Origin of the sequence: Vibrio sp. 1151_11, from assembly GCF_029478525.1 — a bacterium.
GTDB lineage: Bacteria > Pseudomonadota > Gammaproteobacteria > Enterobacterales > Vibrionaceae > Vibrio > Vibrio anguillarum.
On the sequence record NZ_SHMN01000009.1, the window covers coordinates 103,902 to 124,016 of the forward strand.

A 20,115-nucleotide genomic window follows, 5' to 3' on the forward strand; every position below is an offset into this window, starting at 1 on the left:
TCTGAGATTATTCTCGACGTGGCGATTTTTTGTCCGAAAAATGTCAAGTTATAACAAGAGAAAGGTGAGAGCCGCCCGAAATTGAGCCGCTCTCATTATTACGACAATTGCTAGTTTACACGGACGGCAAACTTACTGGCGAGAGAGTGAAGCTCAGGTAGCATGCGATAAATAAGGTGCAGCTGTTGTAAGACCATTCTTACCGAGCTTTCATCTTCTTCACGCCATTCGGCTAAGCGTTTCTCTAAGCCTGCATCGTCAATGTCGCTGGTATCGCATTCATCACAATGTTCATAAAGTTGTTTGTGCAACACATCTAGGTGTTGGTGGATCACTCGGTGAGTTTCAAGTACCAGTTGGTGCGTTGCTTCATCTTCGATGCGTGTCCGATGGGCCCCAAGAGCGGAGATATAGCTGAGCAGTGCATGGTTCAGTGTCAGAAAACGGAAACTTTCATCGATTGCCGCGCGATATTTACCGGGTTCTGCCAGCATATTACTGATCGCTGCGGTTAAATTTGCGTCTTGGTTGTGGGCATTGCGCCGTGAGATGCGATAGCTCAAGTTGTCTTTTTTACCGATACGGTACTGACCAATAATCTGTCCCAAATAGGCTTTGTTGGCATCGATCGCATCCGCCATGACTTTATGTAATCGTTTTGATTGCCAGTCAGGGAGGATCAGCACTACCGCTGCGACGGCCAATGCGCAGCCAATCAGAGTATCGGCAAGCCGAGGCAGTACCACGGCGTAACCTTCACCCAATTGATTAAAGCAAAACAGCACTAAAAGAGTAATAAAGCCAGTCGCATAGCCGTAGTTGTTTAGTCTAAAGGCGAAAAACATCACACCTGATAGTACGATAAAGACCAATTGGCTTTCTGGCGATGGGAACAATGTTAAGAGCAGCACGCCTAAAAACAGCCCCGATAACGTGCCAATGATTCGGGCCGTCAGTTTTTGCCGAGTGGCTGAGTAGTTTGGCTGACAAACAAACAATGTCGTGAGTAAAATCCAATAGCCTCGTTCAATACCAAAACCTTGGATGATTCCGTAACCAATAGTGAGTGCAATAGACATACGCAGCGCATGACGAAATAGCATGGAATCTTTATGCAGATTTGCCTTCACCCGTAACCACATGGCTTTAAGAGTGTGGGCTTCTGTATCATACAACATGCCCTCTTCGAGCTTGTTAGCATCAGGGTTGTTAACGTTATTGAGTTGCTTTTCTACTGTTGCTAAGTTATTGAAAAGATAACCTAATTGCGCTAGTGAAACCCGCCAGTCAGGGCGTTGTTGTTCTTGTAGATAGTTTAATGAGCTTTGCAATTCATCCAGCGCCATGATTGACTCTGAATGGTGCTGATAGCTTCGCCCTAACTGAATCGATTGGGCTATTTCACGGCAGGCTTTAGCCTGTGTTTCTAATAAATGTTTAAAGCGAAACAGCACATCTGAGCGGCCAAAGTGTTCGGCAAGCTCTTGATAGCGATAATGACTTGAATTGACACGTTCATGGATATCTTGTGCCATAAAATAGATGTTGAGAAATCGGTCACTGGCACCATCAATATGGCCTCTTTTTGAACGACTCAACAAAGTGGCTTTACATTGATTGAGTGCGGTAACCGTTGCCGCGTTTAAATTGGCTTCAGCAATTCGATATGGCTGAGGAACTAAGTTCGATACGGGATGGAAGAGATGGCTTTTGGACTCAAGATAATTGGCCAATTGCAAAAAAACATTCGCTAAGCTTTGCTGTACTGGTTGCATTGGCCAAAACATATGCCAAATCATCGACATGAAGTAATACCAAGCGGCACCCGTCAGGAGCAAAACGGGTTGAAACCACAAATTCACGCTTTGGTGTGCACCCAACATGGTGTAGATGGCGATAAGTAAGGAGCCAAAGGCGATGCTGGCATAGCGTGGGCCAATTGCGCCAAGAATGATAAAACCAAACGAGGAGATGAATAACCCAATCGCAAACAGTGGCGGGGTATGGAAAAGCAGTTCGATAGAAAATGCAGCGATAGCAAAGCAGATAAATGTCAGAGTGAGGGATTTTAACCGTCCACTGAAACTATCATCACTTTCAGCCAGTGCTGCGGCAATCACGCCAAGGATCAGTGGCGTAATCCAAGTATTGAGGTTGTAGTGCCACGCAGGAATGACTACACCTAATAGAGTGATCAAAATGAGAATGCTGTAATTGACAGTTTTATTCGCCCAATAAAGGCGAATTTTGCTAGAGAGCGGCACGATACTTCAACATCCAAAAAGAAAACCATAGTGTAGCAGAAGCGTTGATTAACACTCTGATCAAGATAAAGAAAAACGTCTACTTGATTACAAAATCAACAACAGTAATCTTGACATTAATTTTTCAATGCCCACTGTGATTGGTATATCATATTCACATTCTTATAAAAGAGCATAAAACCATGCAGCTGAGCGCAAATAAGCCTGCACAATTTCTCATTCAAGACGAATATAACCAAGTTGAACTTGACCAACAGCGTTTGATTATCTCCTCGGCTGTCAGCGAAGAGCGGATCCCGTTCACGGTTTGGAACGGTAAAGTCCGTGTTAAGCGTGGTTTGTTTTGGGGAGCATTGCAGTTTTTTGCGCATGAAGATGAAGGTGTTCAACAATCATGGTTGGTGCAAGGTTTGCCTTGGCCCGAGTGCCGACAGTTTGCCCATACGGCGGTAGCGGCTTATCAACAATGGCACAATCGTCAATGTGTGCAGTTGAGTCAGTATCTGCCTCGCTGGGAGCAAGAGCTCAATCGCTTGAAGCGTTTACCCTCTTTTTTGCCGCACTCCTTATTGGATGTTTGGGCTTTGCAAGTGGAAGCTGATTTTTCGACGATGGACATGAAATTAGCCGAAGCACGTCAACGGCTACCTGATGCTATTGCTCAGCTCTCGCCTTGGCTTACGGATCGCTCGGCGTCCCTTGCCCAGCGAAATCAACACTGGCTTGAATTGGAACGTCAAAACTGGGAAGTCTTATTCTCTCAAGTCGAAAGTTCTCCCCTTAATCTATCGCAGCAACACGCAGTGCTACTCAATGATGATCACAACCTCATCCTTGCGGGTGCAGGTTCGGGCAAAACCAGCGTTTTGACGGCGCGTGTTGCGTATCTACTCCAAAGTCACCTTGCACAGGCCCACGAAATTCTACTGGTGGCTTTTGGTCGCGATGCGTCGAAAGAGATGGAACAGCGATTAGATAGCAAAATCGGCATGGCGGCGGAACACGTTCGCGTTAATACCTTCCATCAGTTAGGGCTGAAAATTTTAAACGAGGTTGAAGGGCGAGAAGCGATCATTTCGCCAGTGGCTCTAGACAGTAACTTAAAGTTGGCATGGTGTATTGATTGGTTGAAGAAACATTGGATGACGCCGACCAATTTTAAGCGTTGGCAGAAGCATTTGTCTAAATGGCCAATTGCTTATTTAGCTGGTGATGATGAACTGGGTAGCCATGTTGAAAACCCCAAGCTGATTGCATGGTTGGAAAAGCAACTTGAACAACTGGCTATGCTTGGTCTTGGGAAAAAGGAGCTGCAACAACGTTTGATTGACCATCCAGACTATTCAAGGCTGAACAGTGAGCTCTCTTTGTGCTGGCCATGTTACCAAGCTTGGTTACAAATGCTCAAAGAGCAAAATCAAATCGATTTTAATATGATGATCAGCCGCGCAACGGAATACGTTGAAAAGGGTAAATTTAAATCGAATTGGAAATTCATCATGATCGATGAATACCAAGATATTTCACCACAGCGATTGGCGTTGATCCAATCTTTATGTGAGCAGCAGCCAGGAGCGTGTAACTTGTTTGCCGTGGGTGATGATTGGCAGTCAATCTATCAATTTGCTGGTTCTGACGTGGATCTTACGACTGGGTTTAGTGAACGCTTCCCACACTCGACGGTTCATTATCTGGATACGACTTATCGTTTTAATGATCAGTTGGGTGCGGTAGCTAACCAGTTTATTCAAGCTAATCCGAATCAGTTACCAAAAACACTTAACAGCTTCAAGCAGCAAAAACAAAAATCAGTTTTTATTGCACCAAGCAACAACATTGAAAAGATCTTGGATCAACTCAATCGCCAAGCGAATAGTACACAATCTGTGCTATTGCTTGGACGAAACCATTACCATAAACCAGAGCTGCTTAACGACTGGAAAAAGCATTACCGCTCACTCAATATAGAATTTATGACTTGTCACGCCAGTAAAGGTAAAGAAGCCGATTTTGTGATTGTGCTCGGTGTTGATGAGGGGCAGTTTCCGGTTCGAGTGAAAGCGCTGCATATCGATAGTGCATTGAGCCAATCGAATGATGATTTCCCCTATGCCGAAGAGCGCCGTTTATTCTACGTTGCAATGACCCGCGCTAAAGAGAAAGTGTGGATCACGCACTCGGGCAGTGGCTCGGTTTTTGTTCGCGAATTGCTATCAGGGGATTACCCAGTGGTGAAGCAGAAATAACGCATCCTTTGAAAGAGGATGCGTTCACGCAGGCGATCAAGTTGTTTTATGTGGCGATTTGGATGTTGACTGTGTGTCTCTGTGCGTATGTAAAGGTTATAGGTTACATGCGTTCAGCTAGATAAGCTTGGTAATCAGGGATCTCGATATCGACCTCTTGCTCTATCAACTGTGAAGAGAACAAAAATTTAGCACTGGCGCGGTTTGTGGCAACTGGAATGTTCCAAACGCTGGCAATTCGTAGCAGAGCTTTTACATCGGGATCATGCGGTACGGCATTGAGTGGGTCCCAGAAGAAGATCAACACATCAATTTTGCTTTCAGAAATCAACGCGCCAATTTGTTGGTCGCCACCCATCGGACCGCTGATCATGCTTTTTATAGCAAGGCCAGTCTCTTTGCTGAGCATGTTGCCAGTGGTTCCTGTCGCGTATAAAAAATGGCGCTGTAGTTTTTCTTTATTTTCTTTTACCCAGCGAAGTAGTTCTGGTTTGCAGTTGTCGTGAGCGACGAGAGCGACATGCTTATGCGCAGGCATAGTCCGAGTCGTTGTTTGCATTGAAGAGTCCCTATGATTCAAATCAGTATGTTAAATAGCGAAATCGCCACTTTTATTCAATCTCTTTTACGCTAAAAGTCGGCCTATATTCAGATGGAGATAACGAATCTGCAATTATCTGCGGATTGAGTGACATAGGCGTTAAGGATTCGATAATCGGTGCGGCTTTTTTTTCATAAGGTTGCTGATTGAAAAAAGCCGCAGCTTGTTGAATGGAAAGCCTGCCTTGCTCGACCATTTTATCCGTTGGCGCAAATTCGACTCGGCCACGCAGCAGCCCGCGGTAGACGCCATGACTTAAATAGGTTGCCACCAAACCGATGTGGTTTGTCATCCCTGAGGTTCTCAATTCGCTGATCGCCGCTTCAATCGCGACGGCGCTGCCCACAATATAGCGAAGGTCAGCTCGCTCCAGCGCTTGTTGTACTAAATTACGCTGCAGTTCTTTATCATTATCTGCCCATAGGCTTTCCACTACGTTGATATCGCTGTCTTGTATTGCGCGATAAAAACCTTGGCTAACGGGTTGAGTACCACCACTGGTTTTCGGGCCAAGTAGCAAGGCTATATTGGTTTTCCCACTGCCTTGTGGGTGCTTATCAGCAAGATATTTTCCCGCGTAGTATCCCATCCAATACCAATCGACACCCACTTGACCTTGTAGCCGTGCAGCCTGCTGCTGATTGAGAATGAGCTGATTAACCGTTGCAAACACAGGCGTAGAAGCGACGTATGTGCTTAAGTCTGTCGTGTAAAGATCCGGTGCCACAGTACCGAGAATAATCGCATCAGCGCCCCAACGAACGCACAATGAAAGCTGTTCTTTTTGTCGTTCATGATTAGGATAACCACCCGATTCTAACACGCGTAAATTCAACTTCTGTTTTCTCGCCTCGTCAACCATTCCATAGTTGACTGATAACCAATAGGAATCTTTGAGGTGAGGGTATAAAGCGCAGACTTTCTTATGGGGTTCGGCGAATGTTGTGCTGCTAACCAAGCTTAAAATCAGCAGTAAAAGCGTTGGGGAAATAAGGTTTAAGATCAATTGCATTCGCTATTCGTTGGCATAACGTGAGTAAACACTGCAAAATATAGCCCATTCCGTGTTGCTTAAGAAGTAATGTTTGAGGTTGGGTGCCATGTTGTTAGCCAAAGCCAGTATTGGCCGAAAATTAATGTTGTCCTTTTCGGCAATGGCCCTGCTCGTGTTGTTATCGGCGTTGATCGGTGTGTTTGGTTTTTCGCTGGTGGCTAAAACCGAACGTAATGTGGTGAATTCTGCCATTCCTTCGATGCTGGAAGCGCGTCAAGTGTCGGAGTTAAGCACACGAATCATTACGTCTGTGCAAATGTTAACCAACTCAAAAACAGAGCAAGAGCGCCAGCAGTATGGCAAAGCGCTTTTCGATCAGCTTCAATCTTTGCTTAATCACATCAAGCAGTTGGGTGCCGATTCTTTTGATTCAGAACTGCTGACGCGCCTAGAAAATGATGTTCAAAGCGTTATCGATACACTGGCTCAGCTTGGTATTACGGTTGAGCGTAAGTTGTATCTGGCACATGACTTAAGTGTTCGAGTGGAAGAGATGCGACAACTGGCGCTGCAATTGGAAGAGCTGACGCGCACTCAAGTGCTCAATACCAGTACCATCGCAGTGGCGAATGTGACGCATATTTATGACTTGTTACAAGCCGATAAAACGTCACAAGCGTACAAAGCGTTAGACGCTTTAGTGGAAGTGGACCTCGATCTTTCAGAGCGCTTGCATGAGCTTCATTTGCTGGCGTTCAAAATGCTCAGCCACATCGAAGAGACACGTACGGTTACCGATGTTGAGCGAATCCAACAAATCCAAACAGAGTTTTTGCATAACCTCACCATCATGCAGCGCAGAGTACGCGCGGTAGAAGACCCGACGCGTTCGAAGCAAATGACAGAGCTGCTTAATGAGTTAGAAAAGCGCAAAGTGGTTTTTAGTGTTTTGCAGCAACGCTATGATAACGAACAGGTCGCGAAATCGCTCACACAAAACACCTTAGTACAGTTTTCAGATCTCAATACTACCGTCAGCCGCTTAGTGGATGACTCCAATCGTACAACGACTCACGCTGTTGCGCAGCTCTCTACAACCTTGAACATGGCACAGTATACATTGACCTTATTAACCTTGGTTGGCCTTCTCATTGCAGCTTTCATTATGTGGAAGGTCGTCTATCTGTCGGTGGTAAAACGTTTAGCCGAATATTCATCGGCACTGTTATCCATCGCAAAAGGGCAACTGCAGGTTGAAGTGGCAGTCCAAGGAGAGGATGAACTGGCGCAAATGGGGCAGGCGATCATCACGGCTCGCAATACCGCGCAGTCTCTTAAAGTGGTGGCGGAAAGTGAAGCGCAGGCGAGAGAGGCGTTACAAGAACACAAAGAGCACTTAGAGGAAGTGGTTACCGAGCGAACAGAACAATTACAACACACCAATGAGAAACTCAATATGGAAGTGTTGAATCATGCCAAAGCTCGCAACTTAGCCGAGCAAGCCAATCGTGCTAAATCGGCATTTTTGGCTACCATGAGCCATGAAATCCGCACACCAATGAATGGCGTATTAGGCACGGCTCGTTTATTACAAGAGATGCCATTAACCGTTCAACAGCGCCAGTATGTGGACGTGATTAACCGCAGCGGCCACACCTTGTTGTCCATTTTGAATGATGTGCTGGATTATTCAAAAATTGAGGCCGGACACTTAGAAATTCGCAATGCCAACTTTAATTTGCATCAAATGGTGGACGATGTTTACCAACTGATGAAAGGACGTGCTGAAGAAAAGTCGCTTGAATTTACCAAGCAGATTGAACTGGATGTTGCTCCTTTTTGGGTGGGCGATATGACTCGCTTAGGTCAAGTGCTGACTAACCTTGTGGGTAATGCCATCAAATTTACCGATCAAGGTTATGTGGATATTTATGTCAGTCTTGATGCTGAAATGCCTAATCAAGTGACATTTGAAGTGTCGGATTCCGGTGTTGGAGTCAGTGAACAGGATCAAATCAGGCTGTTTGATGCGTTTACTCAAGCTTCCAGTGAGCAAAGTTACAAAGGCGGTACTGGGCTTGGTTTGGCTATCAGCAAACGGCTTGTTGAAGCCATGGGCGGCGAGCTTAAGCTTGAATCAGATTTAGGCAAAGGAAGCCGTTTTGAGTTTACTGTTCCTTTACAGCGAGGAGAGGCAGTGGATGAAGTGGTTAAAAGGCCGATAGCCGCGACGCGAGAGGCCAACATCTTGCTGGTGGAGGATAACCCGGTCAACTGCATGGTTGCTGAAGGGTTTTTGGCCAGTTTCGGTCATAATGTGCTCACCGCGAAAACAGGCGCTGAAGCTCGGGTTCTGTTTAGTGAACACAGGTTTGATATCGCACTGCTCGATATTAATCTACCTGACATTAATGGTGTTGAGCTGTTGGCGCAGCTCAAACTTATCGAACGTGAACAGTATTCGCATCTACGCCCCACACCGATGATTGCTATTTCGGCTCATGTGTTTAATGAAGAGGTGGAAAGCTATTTAGCGGCTGGTTTTGATGGCTATTTGCCCAAACCTTTAGTCAAAGAAGATCTTGCACAACTTGTCCAGCAACGTATTGAACACAATACCTTACCCGTTGAGTTGATTGTGCCTACGCACGTAACCTCGGATAGCCAAAAATCCGCTCGTCCGATTATGGACGAGCGGATCCTACTCGCGGATATTGAAGTGCTAGGGCGTGACAAGATGAATGAAATCATTGAGCTGTTCGCCGATTGCACGCATGAATACCTACACGAGTTTCGTCAATCCAGGGAACAGGCTCAGATCGTTAAGTCGTTAGCACACAAATTGAAAGGTTCAGCTGGCAGCTTAGGTTTGCATGCCTTGTTTGATCTGTGTTTAGTCATTGAGAAAAGTGCTGACTCTGCGCAAACTTATCAAGAGCTACAAGCGGAATTAGAAGCCTTAGCCGCTCAATCCATCCATTCACTCAGGTTACTGTTTATATAAATAATTGGCTGTTGGCATCATTAAAAAGGGCCTGCGACAAGCGCAGGCCAAGTTCCCTGTGGAGCAAGGTTTTTTAGGGGGAGGTGTTGAGATCACTGAATAATTTTAATGATCTCATGATTAGCGGCGCAGAACCCTACATTCTACGCGGCTAATTCTTTTACTACTGGCAACGTCAATAAACGACAGACGTTAATATCACCCACGCCTTCGATCGATTCTAATTGTGTCATCAAAATGGATGAAATATGGCGGTTAGCTGCGTCTTGTGCCAGAGCATTAAGCACTTGCTGAGACAGCAAATCTGCTTGTGTCGCTAGTGATGGAATATAGGTTGGTGTAACGCCGCGCAAAATGGTTAATTTACGCAGCAGTTCAGGCCTGTCGGAGAGTGCCCAAATGGTAGCTTGGCTTTGACAGCGAGACATCAACAGTGGTGTTTCTCCCTGTTGAGTTAAAATGGCGACCCCAAGATCTTTGTGAACCTTAGTCGCCGATATCATGGAAGAAAGCGCGAAGCTTTTGCCCGCATCGCTGCACAAATGATGCAGTTTATCCCATGAATTTTGCGCACAGCCTAACTCTTGTTCTGCACCATAAGCGATACGCACCATCGCTTCTACTGCTTCAATGGGATAGCTTCCCGCCGCTGATTCTGCTGATAGCATAATAGCGTCAGTGCCATCAATAATCGCGTTTGCTACATCAAGCACTTCTGCGCGTGTTGGCAGCGGGTTGTCAATCATCGACTCCAGCATCTGTGTTGCGGTGATAACGGGTTTGCCTAAATAGTTTGAGCGCGCAATCAACGCTTTTTGTACGCCAGGTAGGCGAGCATCACCGATTTCAACGCCTAAATCACCACGAGCAACCATCACTACGTCGGATGCATTGATGACCGCGTCCATATTTTTTTGATCGCTTACCACTTCGGCTCGCTCTACTTTGGCGACAATGTGTGCATGACAGCCGGCTTGTACCGCTAACCGGCGCGCTTCATGTAAATCCTGGGCATTACGTGGAAATGAGACGGCTAGAAAATCGGCTTGGAGTTTCGCGGCAGTGATGATGTCTCGTTTGTCTTTGTCCGTCAGTGCTGGCGCGGAGAGGCCACCACCGAGCAAATTAATGCCTTTGCGATTAGACAGCTTACCGTTGTTTATGACGCGAGTTTTTACCCACTGCTGTGGTTTGTTGAGTTCTTCGACCCGGAGTTGTACTCGGCCATCATCAAGCAGTAAAGTATCACCCAACTTCAAGTCTTGAATCAGTTGCGGGTAATCTAAGCCTACACGTTCTTGGTTACCAGCCATTGTGGGGTGAAGCCCATCGAGAATAAATGAGTCACCCGCTTTTAGAGTGATCGCACCGTCTTCAAAACAGGAAATACGGATCTTAGGTCCTTGTAAATCGACTAATATGCCGACACTGACACCAAGCTTTTGTGAAATGTCACGTACTAACATCGCGCGTTCAATATGCTCGTCAGCGGTGCCGTGAGAAAAGTTTAAACGTACAACGTTAACACCAGCATTAATGAGCTTGGTGATCATCTCACGGCTTTGGCTTGCAGGGCCAAGCGTTGCAACGATTTTTGTTTTACACATAGTGGTATCCTATAACGACACTCGCTATAGCCATTTTACTTGAAGTTATGGTGGTGCTAATTGCACTTGTCCATTGCTCTCGGCCGACATTCGGTCGATTTTTCAAGTGATTTGGATATAGAAAATAAGAATGAAAATAAGAAAATAACAGGGAGGATTATCCTCCCTGTATCAAGGGTGTTATAGATTAGAGACTTGGTTTCGTTTCCAGTATCTGGCCCGTAGGAGCATCAATATCCGTTACTTTCTTGGCATTCCATACCGTAGTCGCAAGCAGTAAAGAAATCACGCCAGCGGCCAACCAGAAATATTGTGCTTGAGTAAAGTCATATTTGGTTACGCCATCCACTTCCGTCATTTTAATCAATGATGAAGACACCAGTTCTTGAGCCGAAGCGGCTAAGTAAGAGAACAAACCAATAAAGCCCTTTACGGCACCGACGGCATTTTTAGGCATTAAGTCACAAGCCGTTAGGCCAGCAAGAAATACGACAAGCCCGCCAATCGCAAAGCCAATTAAGCCTAGAGCAACAGCATCTACCATACGGTTATCGGGGCCGAAGAACATCAAGCACATACCTGCAATGTTGGCAAATCCGTAAAGTAGCGTTGGGATATGACGGTTAGCGTTGAATACTTTATCTGAAATGATACCAGACAAAATAGCGCCCGCGAGGCCTGCAATAGGGTAAGTGGACATTGCAAAACCAGCATCAATCAGTGAATAGCCTTTGGTTTCTTGTAGGTATAACACCGCCCAAGAAGACATCGCATAGCGAGAGATATACATCGCGGCACAAGCAGCGGCAATCAGCCAGACAGTCGGCTGCTTCAAAATGAACAGTTGAGCGCGACGTGTTTCTTTTGGATCGTTGGCTTTTTTGAACTCGGGCTCTTCACCAAATGCTGTTGCAACATCAGGTAAACCATAGGTTTGCGGACGATCTTTCAGTACAAAGAACATAATCAATGCAGCGATGATGGCAGCAATGCCCGCACCGATGAAACCTGCTTGCCAACCTAAATAACTCACTAGCGTTGCTGTTAGAATCCAAGTGATGCCTTCGCCGATATTTCGAGATCCTCCCCAAATTGAATAACGGCTTCCGCGTTGTTTAGGTGAGAACCATTGGAAAAGCGAGACGCAAGAAGGCGCAGAACCCACCGATTGGAACCAACCATTGACGGCCCAAAGTAACACAAAGAAGAATGCCGTGGTGTTCAACCCCATGAATATGGCAGTGGCACCGGAAAGCAGTAGTGAGAACGACATAAATCGGCCGATGTTGGCGTAGTCAGAAAGGAAACCGTTCGAAAACTTACCAAATGCGTAGGTGAAGAAGAAGGCTGATCCCATGATCCCGAGTTCTTCTATCGATACGATGCCCGCATCAAGCATCGGTTTTTTAACGACGCCTAAACTCATACGAACCACATAGAACATGGCGTATCCAAAGACTAAGCCTAAGAATACTTGCCATTGAAAACTTTTGAAACGCGATTGCATTGCGCCCTCAGAGCTATCCGATAGCGGTAGATCTGGGCGAGTTTTAAAAAAGTTAAGCATGGAGCTCTCCATTCATCAAATACTAAATAGGGTTATTACTAAATAGGGTTGTTTCGTTGTCGGAATGCATCTTCAAACAAATGGGTATGGGGCTCAAAAGTGCCAATTTGAGGCAGAAATGACTCAAATTGAGAGTGTGAATGGGTCAAAAATGGGAATTCAGCGAAGGGTAAATTATGTTTTGCTGATAAAATTGAAATTGTAATACGCTGTTTTGCGTCATAACTGACACAAATGTTTAATAATTTATTTTTAGCTAAACGGTAGAGTTTTGAGTGAACGCACAATTTTTAGGGTTTTATGATTTAAAAGCGGTTTTCCGTTCTTGTACCTTATTACGCTGGTGCAAATGGATGGTGCTACTAGGATCGATAGCGGCGGCTATCAATACCGCTTATGCAAAAGAGAATGAGTTAGTCATACTGACTACATTTTCACGTGAACCCTTGCTACCTCTTATTGAAGAGTTCAGCAAACAGTATCAAGGGGTTGATGTGCAAGTTGTCCACCGTAGAGCACAATCGAGTATTCAACTGCTTAATAAAAGCTATATCCAGAATATTGATGTAGTGCTGAGCTCATCGCCTTTTTTAATGCAGCATTTAGCAAATAGCAATAAGCTCGCAACCTTACCTGTCCATTTGCAACCACCAGAATGGTTAAAACCCTACATGTTACCGCCAACTGATAAAGTCGTGACGATAGGCTATTCTGGCGCTGGTTTGGTATGGAATCGTGACTATCTCAGCTTACATCATTTACCGACGCCTACGTCGTTCACCGATCTGGCTAATTTTATCTATTTTGACCACATCACGATGAGTACGCCAACACGTTCGGGTACTACTCAGTTAATGGTCGAGAGCATTCTTGCTAAATATGGTTGGCAACAAGGGTGGCGGATTTTACTGAACGTGGGGGCAAATTTAGGGACAATTTCCTCACGCAGTTTTGGTGTGAGTGATTATGTAGCCAAAGGGCAATTTGGGATAGGCCCAACGATTGATAGCTATGCCAGCATATTAGAACGAAAATTTGAGCACGTTCAATTTCGCTATGATGAAAGTTTTACCCTAATGCCCACATACGTCGCCCAAGTGAGCCTGCGTGAAAATGATCAATATGCGAAGGCATTCATCGATTTATTGATGTCAAAATCGGTACAAACGAATATGGATAGCAATGATTTTTCTAAACATGCGATAAACGATAAATCCCTGTTTAATGAGGCATATACACAGTTGTCCATGGCATCCATTACACATCGTGAGGAGTTAGTTAACTTATTGTTTGAAATTGCGATTACCAAACGCTTACCTCAGTTAAAAGACACTTGGCTCGCAATCAATCATGCTAAAACCAAGTACGCACACAATGAACTCGCTCTGAAGCTCATTGAAAATATTGAAACTCGAGTGTTCTCTTTACCTGTGACCGAAACAGAGTTAGCCGTGGTATATCAGTCATGGCAAAAAATCAGTGTTGATGATGTGCAGTATGAGACACACTCCGCCGCCATTTCTATGCAAGTAGCGGAGCTGACGCACCGTTGGAAGATGCAGTTGGCATTAACCTTAGAAGAAGCTTTGTCCGATCTAAAAAACTTGGACCGGGTCGATACGCCATGATTTTTCCGAAATACAACACGATTGGCGCGAGACTGGTTTTAGCCTTTGCTTGTAGTACCTTGCTGTTGACGATTGTCAGCATCGTCGCATGGGGAACATGGAATAGTTTAGATAATCAAGTGAGCGAGCTGCTTGATAAAAGTGTTCCTAAATATAATGCCAGTTATCTGCTCGAAAGCAGTAGTTCGGAAATTAAAAGACGGATCGAAATCATCTCAAATACGCGTAACAAAGTTGAGTTGGATGAGCAACGGCAACGTTTGGATAACAATTTAACGACGATCAGCAAAATATTAAGCGAGATTGAATTGAACAGCGAGCAGCAACGGCTGCTTGCTGGGTATCAACGGCTACGTAATCTTAGTGAGCAATTTGGTCTTCTGGTCGGGCAACGGATTGATCAAAGTCGTCAAATTGAGTTACTTCAAGAGCAGATCCAATGGCTACATCAAGATATTGGTTCTGAGTTGACCCCGCTGCGCCAAGAAATACAGTGGCAGCTAGAGCGTAAAATGAAAGGCAATGAAAGCGACATGCTGTTTGCGAGTTTAGGGGCTGTCCAGTCTATCCTAGATGGTGAGGCTCAAACGTTTATGTTCGCAAAAGAGCTCATCCAATCTAAGCATATTAGCCAAGTGAATAATGGCATGAAAGTACTACAGTACCGCCTTGAAGAACTGTACGCACAGAGTGCGCCGATTTTTTCACAACCTGCAACCATCGCCTATCAACAATTACTCAGTGAGCTAATGGATGTATTGAGTTTGAATGGCTCTTTCCATCAAAACTTACGTTCTATGGTGCGTTTAAATGCCCAGCTTGATGATATTCGAGCTGAAGTTCAGCAACAGCTTCTCCACCAACATACTGATATTGCGATGTTGGTCGCCAACGCCGATGAGTCGTTTGTTCAAGCGAAAAAAGAGACCACGGAACTGGTTTCTCATGGTAACCGTATTCTGTTTGTCTGCTTTAGCTTATCGATCATTATCAGTTTATTTTTGACTTACTATTTCATCAATCGTCGGATTGTGGGCCGACTTAACCGCCTTAGCGACAGTTTAGATGCCATCATTCATAATGATCTTTCACACCCTATTGTGGTAGACGGCAGAGATGAAATTGGCCGGATCAGTGAAAAATTGGTTCAGTATGGTAAAAAAGTGGAGGAAATGGATCGAACCAACGCACTGAGTTTGATTAACAATACGCAAGCGAGTTTAATCACTTGTGATTTGGATGGTTATATTGAATCGGCTAACTTAAGCGCTCGTGTTCGCTTGAATATAGACCAGAATGAGGACCCGAAAGCCTTTTGGCTCTGTTTTTCAACGTCAACTCAATCGCAGTTGCAAGCACTGTTTAACCCAGAGGCTAAGTTGATCGAAAATGGTGCAGATGTGATTACGTTATCGTTAGGCGATGTAAATAAACCTTATTACTTGCGCTTGTATTTACGTAAGTATACCCACGGTTTAAGCGATAAAGTTATCATCACGATTACGGATGTTACCGATCAAGAGCACGCTAATCGATTATTAGAAGAGCGAGTTCGAGCAAAAACTCATTCATTACGTGAAAAAAATCATCAGTTACTCGCTGAAATTGAGCAGCACCACCGGACCGAAAACCATCTTAAAAAAACACAAAGTGAGTTAGTACAAGCCGCTAAAATGGCGGTGGTCGGGCAAACGATGACCAGTTTAGCGCACGAATTGAATCAACCATTAAGCGCGATGTCGACTTATCTCTATAGCGTAAACCTTGCTTTAGAGCAGAAGAAAACAGAGCAAATCAGACATTCCATCGATCATATTGAACATTTAACAGAGCGAATGGGCAAAATCATCAATGGGTTACGTCATTTTTCTCGTAAAAGTAGCAGTGATGAAACCCTTACCCCTGTCTTGATTACTGACGTTATCGGTCAGGCTATGTTGTTGGTTGAAACGAAAGCGAAACGTCAACAGATAGTATTGCAAAGCCATATTCATCAACCAATTCAAGTCATTGCAGATCAAATCGGCTTGGAACAGGTATTGATTAATTTGTTGGTAAATGGCTGTGAAGCGGTTGTGGGATGTGAGCACAAAAAAGTTGACGTGATATTGCTGTCGAGTACGCCAACGCATCACGTTGTTGCAGTATGCGATTCAGGGGCTGGATTTGCTCATGATGTCGTTGAAAAACTCTTTACGCCCTTTACCACGACCAAAGAAGTAGGGTTGGGCTTAGGGCTGAATATTTGCCGCTCGCTCATAGGAAAAATAAAGGGTCAAATTTATCTTGCCTCGACAGTCAGCCGAGGTGCAATGGTCGTGCTGGAGTTGCCTTATGAATCATAATTATTCTGTTTTATTGATTGATGATGACCAAGATGTCCTTGACTCATATTCGCATCTTATGTCGATAGCTAATTTGCCATCAAAAGCACTTCTTAACCCCACCAAAGCGTGTGAGTTTATCCATTCTGATTGGGCTGGAGTGATATTGCTTGATGTCTATATGCCACAAATGAACGGCATTGAATTGCTTAAAGCGATTAAATCGATTGATGAGCATATTCCTGTGATTGTCATTACTGGCCACGGAGACATTCCTATGGCGGTAGAGGCGGTCAAAATAGGGGCATGCGATTTTCTTGAAAAGCCAATCAATCCTGCGGAGTTATTTAGCTTAGTGAAGAAAAATCTCGATATTCGTCGTCATTTTGTACAACAAAAAACGGCTATGGCCAACTCAATCAAATGCGAACTCATCGGAAAATCCGCTCAAATGGGGCAAATTCGCCACCATGTTGCTCAGTATTCAATGCTCAACAGTCATGTTGTTATTTGTGGAGAATCGGGTGTTGGGCGGCATACTATTGCATATCTCATCCACCAACTGACACAGGGTAATCATGCTTCATCGCTGGTGGAATTAACCGTTTCATCAGCGACCACGCTCGCACAGATTGAACAAAAATTAGATGCAAGTGAAAACGGTACATTGCTAATAGACCACATCGAATTACTTTCTGAAGAATTGCAGCGTTATTTGACTCAGAGGATGCTTAACCAAGAACGCCTAAGCAAAGCTCGAACGCGCGTTATTGCTATTTTAGGTACGGAACCTGAGGCCTTGATTACGGCTAATCGGTTGCAGCCAGAACTCTATTATTTGCTAAACCAAGGCGTGATAGAGGTGCCTGTACTTCGACATCGTCCCGATGATATCGCTACTTTGTTCCATTATTTTCTCAAGCAGAGTTGTAATAAATTGGCGAAACCTTTGCCAGCGGTAGAACTGAGTTATTTGTCGCTACTGCGTGCACATCAATGGCCGGGAAATGTACGAGAGCTGAGAAATGTAGCTGAATTATATGCGATAGGTATTGTAAAACTGACGGGAAAAGAGCGTTTGTACAATCAGTCTGATCTTTTATCACCGCTTGATGAATTGGTGGATGATTACGAAAAGCAAATCATTGAAGATGCATTATTTCTCCATTCTGGTCGCGTCGCTGATGCCGCAAATTATCTGCAAGTACCGCGTAAAAAGCTCTACTTACGAATGAAAAAACATGGTTTAGAAAAGGATGACTTTAAAAGTCGTTATTAGTTTTTCAATTTTAGGTGGTGGATCAGTTTGGTAATGCTGGCATGGTAATGAAAGGCCGCTACATAAAGTATCCAATACAAAAAAGTACAAAAAAAAGTACAAAAAAAGCAGCGCCCAATTGCGCTGCTTGATGTAGCTGAATCTATGCTATTGGAATGTGGAAATCACTATTCACTCGTCTAAAAAATGAGGCTAAATGATAGCTTGTTCCAAAATTTCCCGTGATTTTTCAAGCGTGATGGCTTGCTGTTCACCCAAAACAAGCATTCCATGTGCGTTCAATTGAGCGATAACTGCGTCTATGGCCGCTTGCTTACTACTGTTATGATCCGCAAATTGAGTTGGAACATTCAAGCTGTGGTAGAAGGCTTCAATCGCATCGATTGTGCGTAAGGCAAGATCGCTAGTTTGATTGAGTCCAAAGACATTTTTGCCCATTTGCTCAAGTTTAGCGCGTTTGTTCTCAAGTTGATTGCGCAGTAGGGAAGGCTGCACAATCGCTAGCGAACGGGCGTGATCAACATGCCATAATGCGGTGAACTCGTGACCAATCATATGAGTCGCCCAATCTTGTGGAACGCCAGTACCGATCAGGCCATTTAGTGCTTGGTTCGCTGTCCACATCAGGTTTGCTCGCCATCCATCATTATCACGCTGGTCATATTGTTGACCCAATACCAGCAAGTTTTTAAGTAAAGTTTCGGCATAGCCGTCTTGAACCATCGCATTGGTTGGCAAGGTTAAATATTGCTCACAGACGTGTACCCAAGCATCAACAATACCGTTGATCAACTGGCGCTCAGGCAGTGATTTCATTACATCTGGATCAAGCACTGCGAACTTAGGCTGTACCGCTGGAGCCATAAAAGCCAGTTTGTCTTGTGTTTGTGCTTTGGTAATGACCGCGCCCATGTTGGATTCAGAACCGGTTGCTGGCAGAGTCAGAATTGCACCGATAGGCGTAGCTTCAGTAACTTGATGTTTACCCACCATGATGTCCCAGCCATCCCCATCATACTTAGCTGCCGCGGCAACGTATTTTGAACCGTCGATAACCGAACCACCACCCACGGCAAGAATAAAGTCGATCTCCTGTTCTTTGACGATAGCAACCGCTTTATCTAAGGTTTCTTTGGTTGGGTTTGCTTCTACACCTGAAAACTCGACCCATTGGTGGTCAGTGAGTGCACTCACGACTTGGTCATAAACACCATTTTTTTTGATCGAACCGCCACCGTAGATCACCAGTACTTTTTGGTCATTTGGAATCGCCTGACTGATCGCCGAGATTTGGCCTTGGCCGAAGTGAATTAGAGTAGGGTTAACATAAGTAAATTTCATTATTCTCACCTTTGCTTATAGAAAAGGAGGCGGCGCCTCCAAGGCAGTGTTTTACGATGTGCATATTAGTATTAATTATCCAGTCAATATAGACCAATTTCTCGAAATTAATTGCCTAATTCTCTAATTGTCGTATTCTTCCTTCAGTTTTGATAAGGGGGCATTATGAGTAAATTGGCGCAACTGATGCAGCAATACATTGAAAAACAATCTTTAGATCATTTGGAAGGTATTCACCAAACGGCAGTGCCGGGCGTATTGTTTTATCGCAGCAGCCGCGGTAATGGTAGACAACCCCTTGTGTATCAATCCGGTATCATATTGTTGGGGCAAGGACATAAACGCATTCATATTGGTAGCCAACCCGTAAATTATGGCCCCAATGATTACTTGGTTGTTGGGGTACCTTTACCACTTGAGTGCGAAGCTTTTGCGTCAGAAAGTGAACCGTTATTGGGCTTGACTATTAATATCGATCACTCACTTCTCCTTAAACAGGTTGATCGACTTGAGGCTTCTGGTTTTTTATCTGATTGCATAGACAAATCAAAATGCGGGCTGAAATCAGTAGAAATGGGCGCAAAGATGCAAGCAAGTGCGATTCGTTTGATGTCTGCATTGGTTGATGATCTTGAAGCTAAAGTGCTTGGCGAAAGCTTAGTCGAGGAGATTGTGTTTCGGGCATTAACCAGCGAGCACGGTTATGTGCTTTTTGATCTCGCTCATCAAGAAGGACACTACGCCCGGATAGCCAAAGCGTTGAGTAAAGTACATCAAGAATATGATCAGTCCATTACCGTTCAGTTACTCGCCGAAGAAGCCAATATGAGTGTTTCGGCGTTTCACCACGCCTTTAGGCTGGTGACGTTAGAATCTCCTTTACAATATTTAAAAAAAGTCAGGCTTAACAGAGCGAAAGAGCTGATTCGTGTGGAAGGCAAGCGTGTGAACGATGCCGCTCGCTTAGTTGGTTATGCCAGCGCATCTCAGTTTAGTCGAGAATATAAGCGACATTTTAATGAAACCCCAAGAGGAGTACAGCGTTAGAAATAGCGCATAAAGTTAAACTCTACATTTTTGTAACAATTAGTGTTGTTGCATATTTTTTGCTCTTTTTGATAGTGTGTAAGTTAAATAACCGGCAGGCAGTCCGTATATTGTTCTGATTTCGGCGCTTTTTTTAGAATCGGAAAATTAACCAATAATTAGTTGTTGATGCAAAATAACGATGTCTCTTTTGCAGAAATAGTGCAACTTGTT

The 20,115-nt window shown here is 44.5% G+C and carries 12 protein-coding genes; 6 read left to right on the plus strand and 6 right to left on the minus strand.

Annotated features, from left to right (window positions below):
* Positions 1-110 precede the first annotated feature (110 nt).
* Positions 111-2,264 (minus strand): YccS family putative transporter, encoded by a 2,154-nt coding sequence (yccS, locus tag EXZ60_RS08980; protein ID WP_017048776.1) that lies wholly within the window; start codon positions 2,262-2,264, stop codon positions 111-113.
* A gap of 182 nt (positions 2,265-2,446) precedes the next feature.
* Between yccS and helD the strand changes: the two genes are divergently transcribed.
* Entirely contained in the window at positions 2,447-4,510 is a 2,064-nt protein-coding gene (gene helD / locus EXZ60_RS08985) for a DNA helicase IV (protein WP_277435581.1), read from the plus strand.
* A 103-nt stretch (positions 4,511-4,613) separates the two neighbouring features.
* On the opposite strand, the gene EXZ60_RS08990 is transcribed toward helD, so the two are convergent.
* Both EXZ60_RS08990 and torT read right to left on the minus strand, forming a co-directional pair.
* Complete coding sequence (locus tag EXZ60_RS08990; RefSeq protein ID WP_277435582.1) at positions 4,614-5,069, minus strand: methylglyoxal synthase; 456 nt, start codon at positions 5,067-5,069, stop codon at positions 4,614-4,616.
* 52 nt (positions 5,070-5,121) lie between these two features.
* Positions 5,122-6,123 carry a TMAO reductase system periplasmic protein TorT gene (gene torT / locus EXZ60_RS08995; protein WP_017047230.1) on the minus strand — a complete coding sequence of 334 codons (1,002 nt, stop codon included), beginning with the start codon at positions 6,121-6,123 and terminating at the stop codon, positions 5,122-5,124.
* Positions 6,124-6,211: 88 nt separating this feature from the next.
* Here torT and torS point away from each other — a divergent pair, with 88 nt between their 5' ends.
* Complete coding sequence (gene torS / locus EXZ60_RS09000; protein ID WP_277435583.1) at positions 6,212-9,109, plus strand: TMAO reductase system sensor histidine kinase/response regulator TorS; 2,898 nt, start codon at positions 6,212-6,214, stop codon at positions 9,107-9,109.
* Positions 9,110-9,252: 143 nt separating this feature from the next.
* Here torS and pyk read toward each other — a convergent pair whose 3' ends face one another.
* Both pyk and EXZ60_RS09010 read right to left on the minus strand, forming a co-directional pair.
* Positions 9,253-10,716 (minus strand): pyruvate kinase, encoded by a 1,464-nt coding sequence (gene pyk, locus EXZ60_RS09005; RefSeq protein ID WP_277435584.1) that lies wholly within the window; start codon positions 10,714-10,716, stop codon positions 9,253-9,255.
* Between the two features lie 187 nt (positions 10,717-10,903).
* A complete protein-coding gene (locus EXZ60_RS09010) occupies positions 10,904-12,283 on the minus strand; it encodes an MFS transporter (RefSeq protein ID WP_026028333.1) in 1,380 nt (459 codons plus the stop codon).
* Between the two features lie 275 nt (positions 12,284-12,558).
* Between EXZ60_RS09010 and EXZ60_RS09015 the strand changes: the two genes are divergently transcribed.
* From EXZ60_RS09015 to EXZ60_RS09025, 3 genes are read left to right on the plus strand one after another with little or no spacing between them, the layout of a single operon-like run.
* A complete protein-coding gene (locus tag EXZ60_RS09015; protein ID WP_277435585.1) occupies positions 12,559-13,911 on the plus strand; it encodes an ABC transporter substrate-binding protein in 1,353 nt (450 codons plus the stop codon).
* Positions 13,908-16,256, plus strand: a complete 2,349-nt coding sequence (locus EXZ60_RS09020; RefSeq protein WP_277435586.1) for an ATP-binding protein — start codon at positions 13,908-13,910, stop codon at positions 16,254-16,256. The genes EXZ60_RS09015 and EXZ60_RS09020 overlap by 4 nt, the downstream gene beginning before the upstream one ends.
* Positions 16,246-17,514: a sigma-54 dependent transcriptional regulator gene (locus tag EXZ60_RS09025; protein WP_277435587.1), complete on the plus strand. Its 1,269-nt coding sequence runs from the start codon at positions 16,246-16,248 to the stop codon at positions 17,512-17,514. Before EXZ60_RS09020 ends, EXZ60_RS09025 begins: the two co-directional genes overlap by 11 nt.
* A gap of 192 nt (positions 17,515-17,706) precedes the next feature.
* Here the strand turns inward: EXZ60_RS09025 and EXZ60_RS09030 are convergent, their stop codons facing one another.
* A complete protein-coding gene (locus tag EXZ60_RS09030; RefSeq protein ID WP_277435588.1) occupies positions 17,707-18,855 on the minus strand; it encodes an iron-containing alcohol dehydrogenase in 1,149 nt (382 codons plus the stop codon).
* A gap of 165 nt (positions 18,856-19,020) precedes the next feature.
* On the opposite strand from EXZ60_RS09030, the gene EXZ60_RS09035 reads away from it, so the two are divergent.
* Positions 19,021-19,902 carry an AraC family transcriptional regulator gene (locus tag EXZ60_RS09035; protein ID WP_017047225.1) on the plus strand — a complete coding sequence of 294 codons (882 nt, stop codon included), beginning with the start codon at positions 19,021-19,023 and terminating at the stop codon, positions 19,900-19,902.
* Positions 19,903-20,115: the final 213 nt, after the last annotated feature.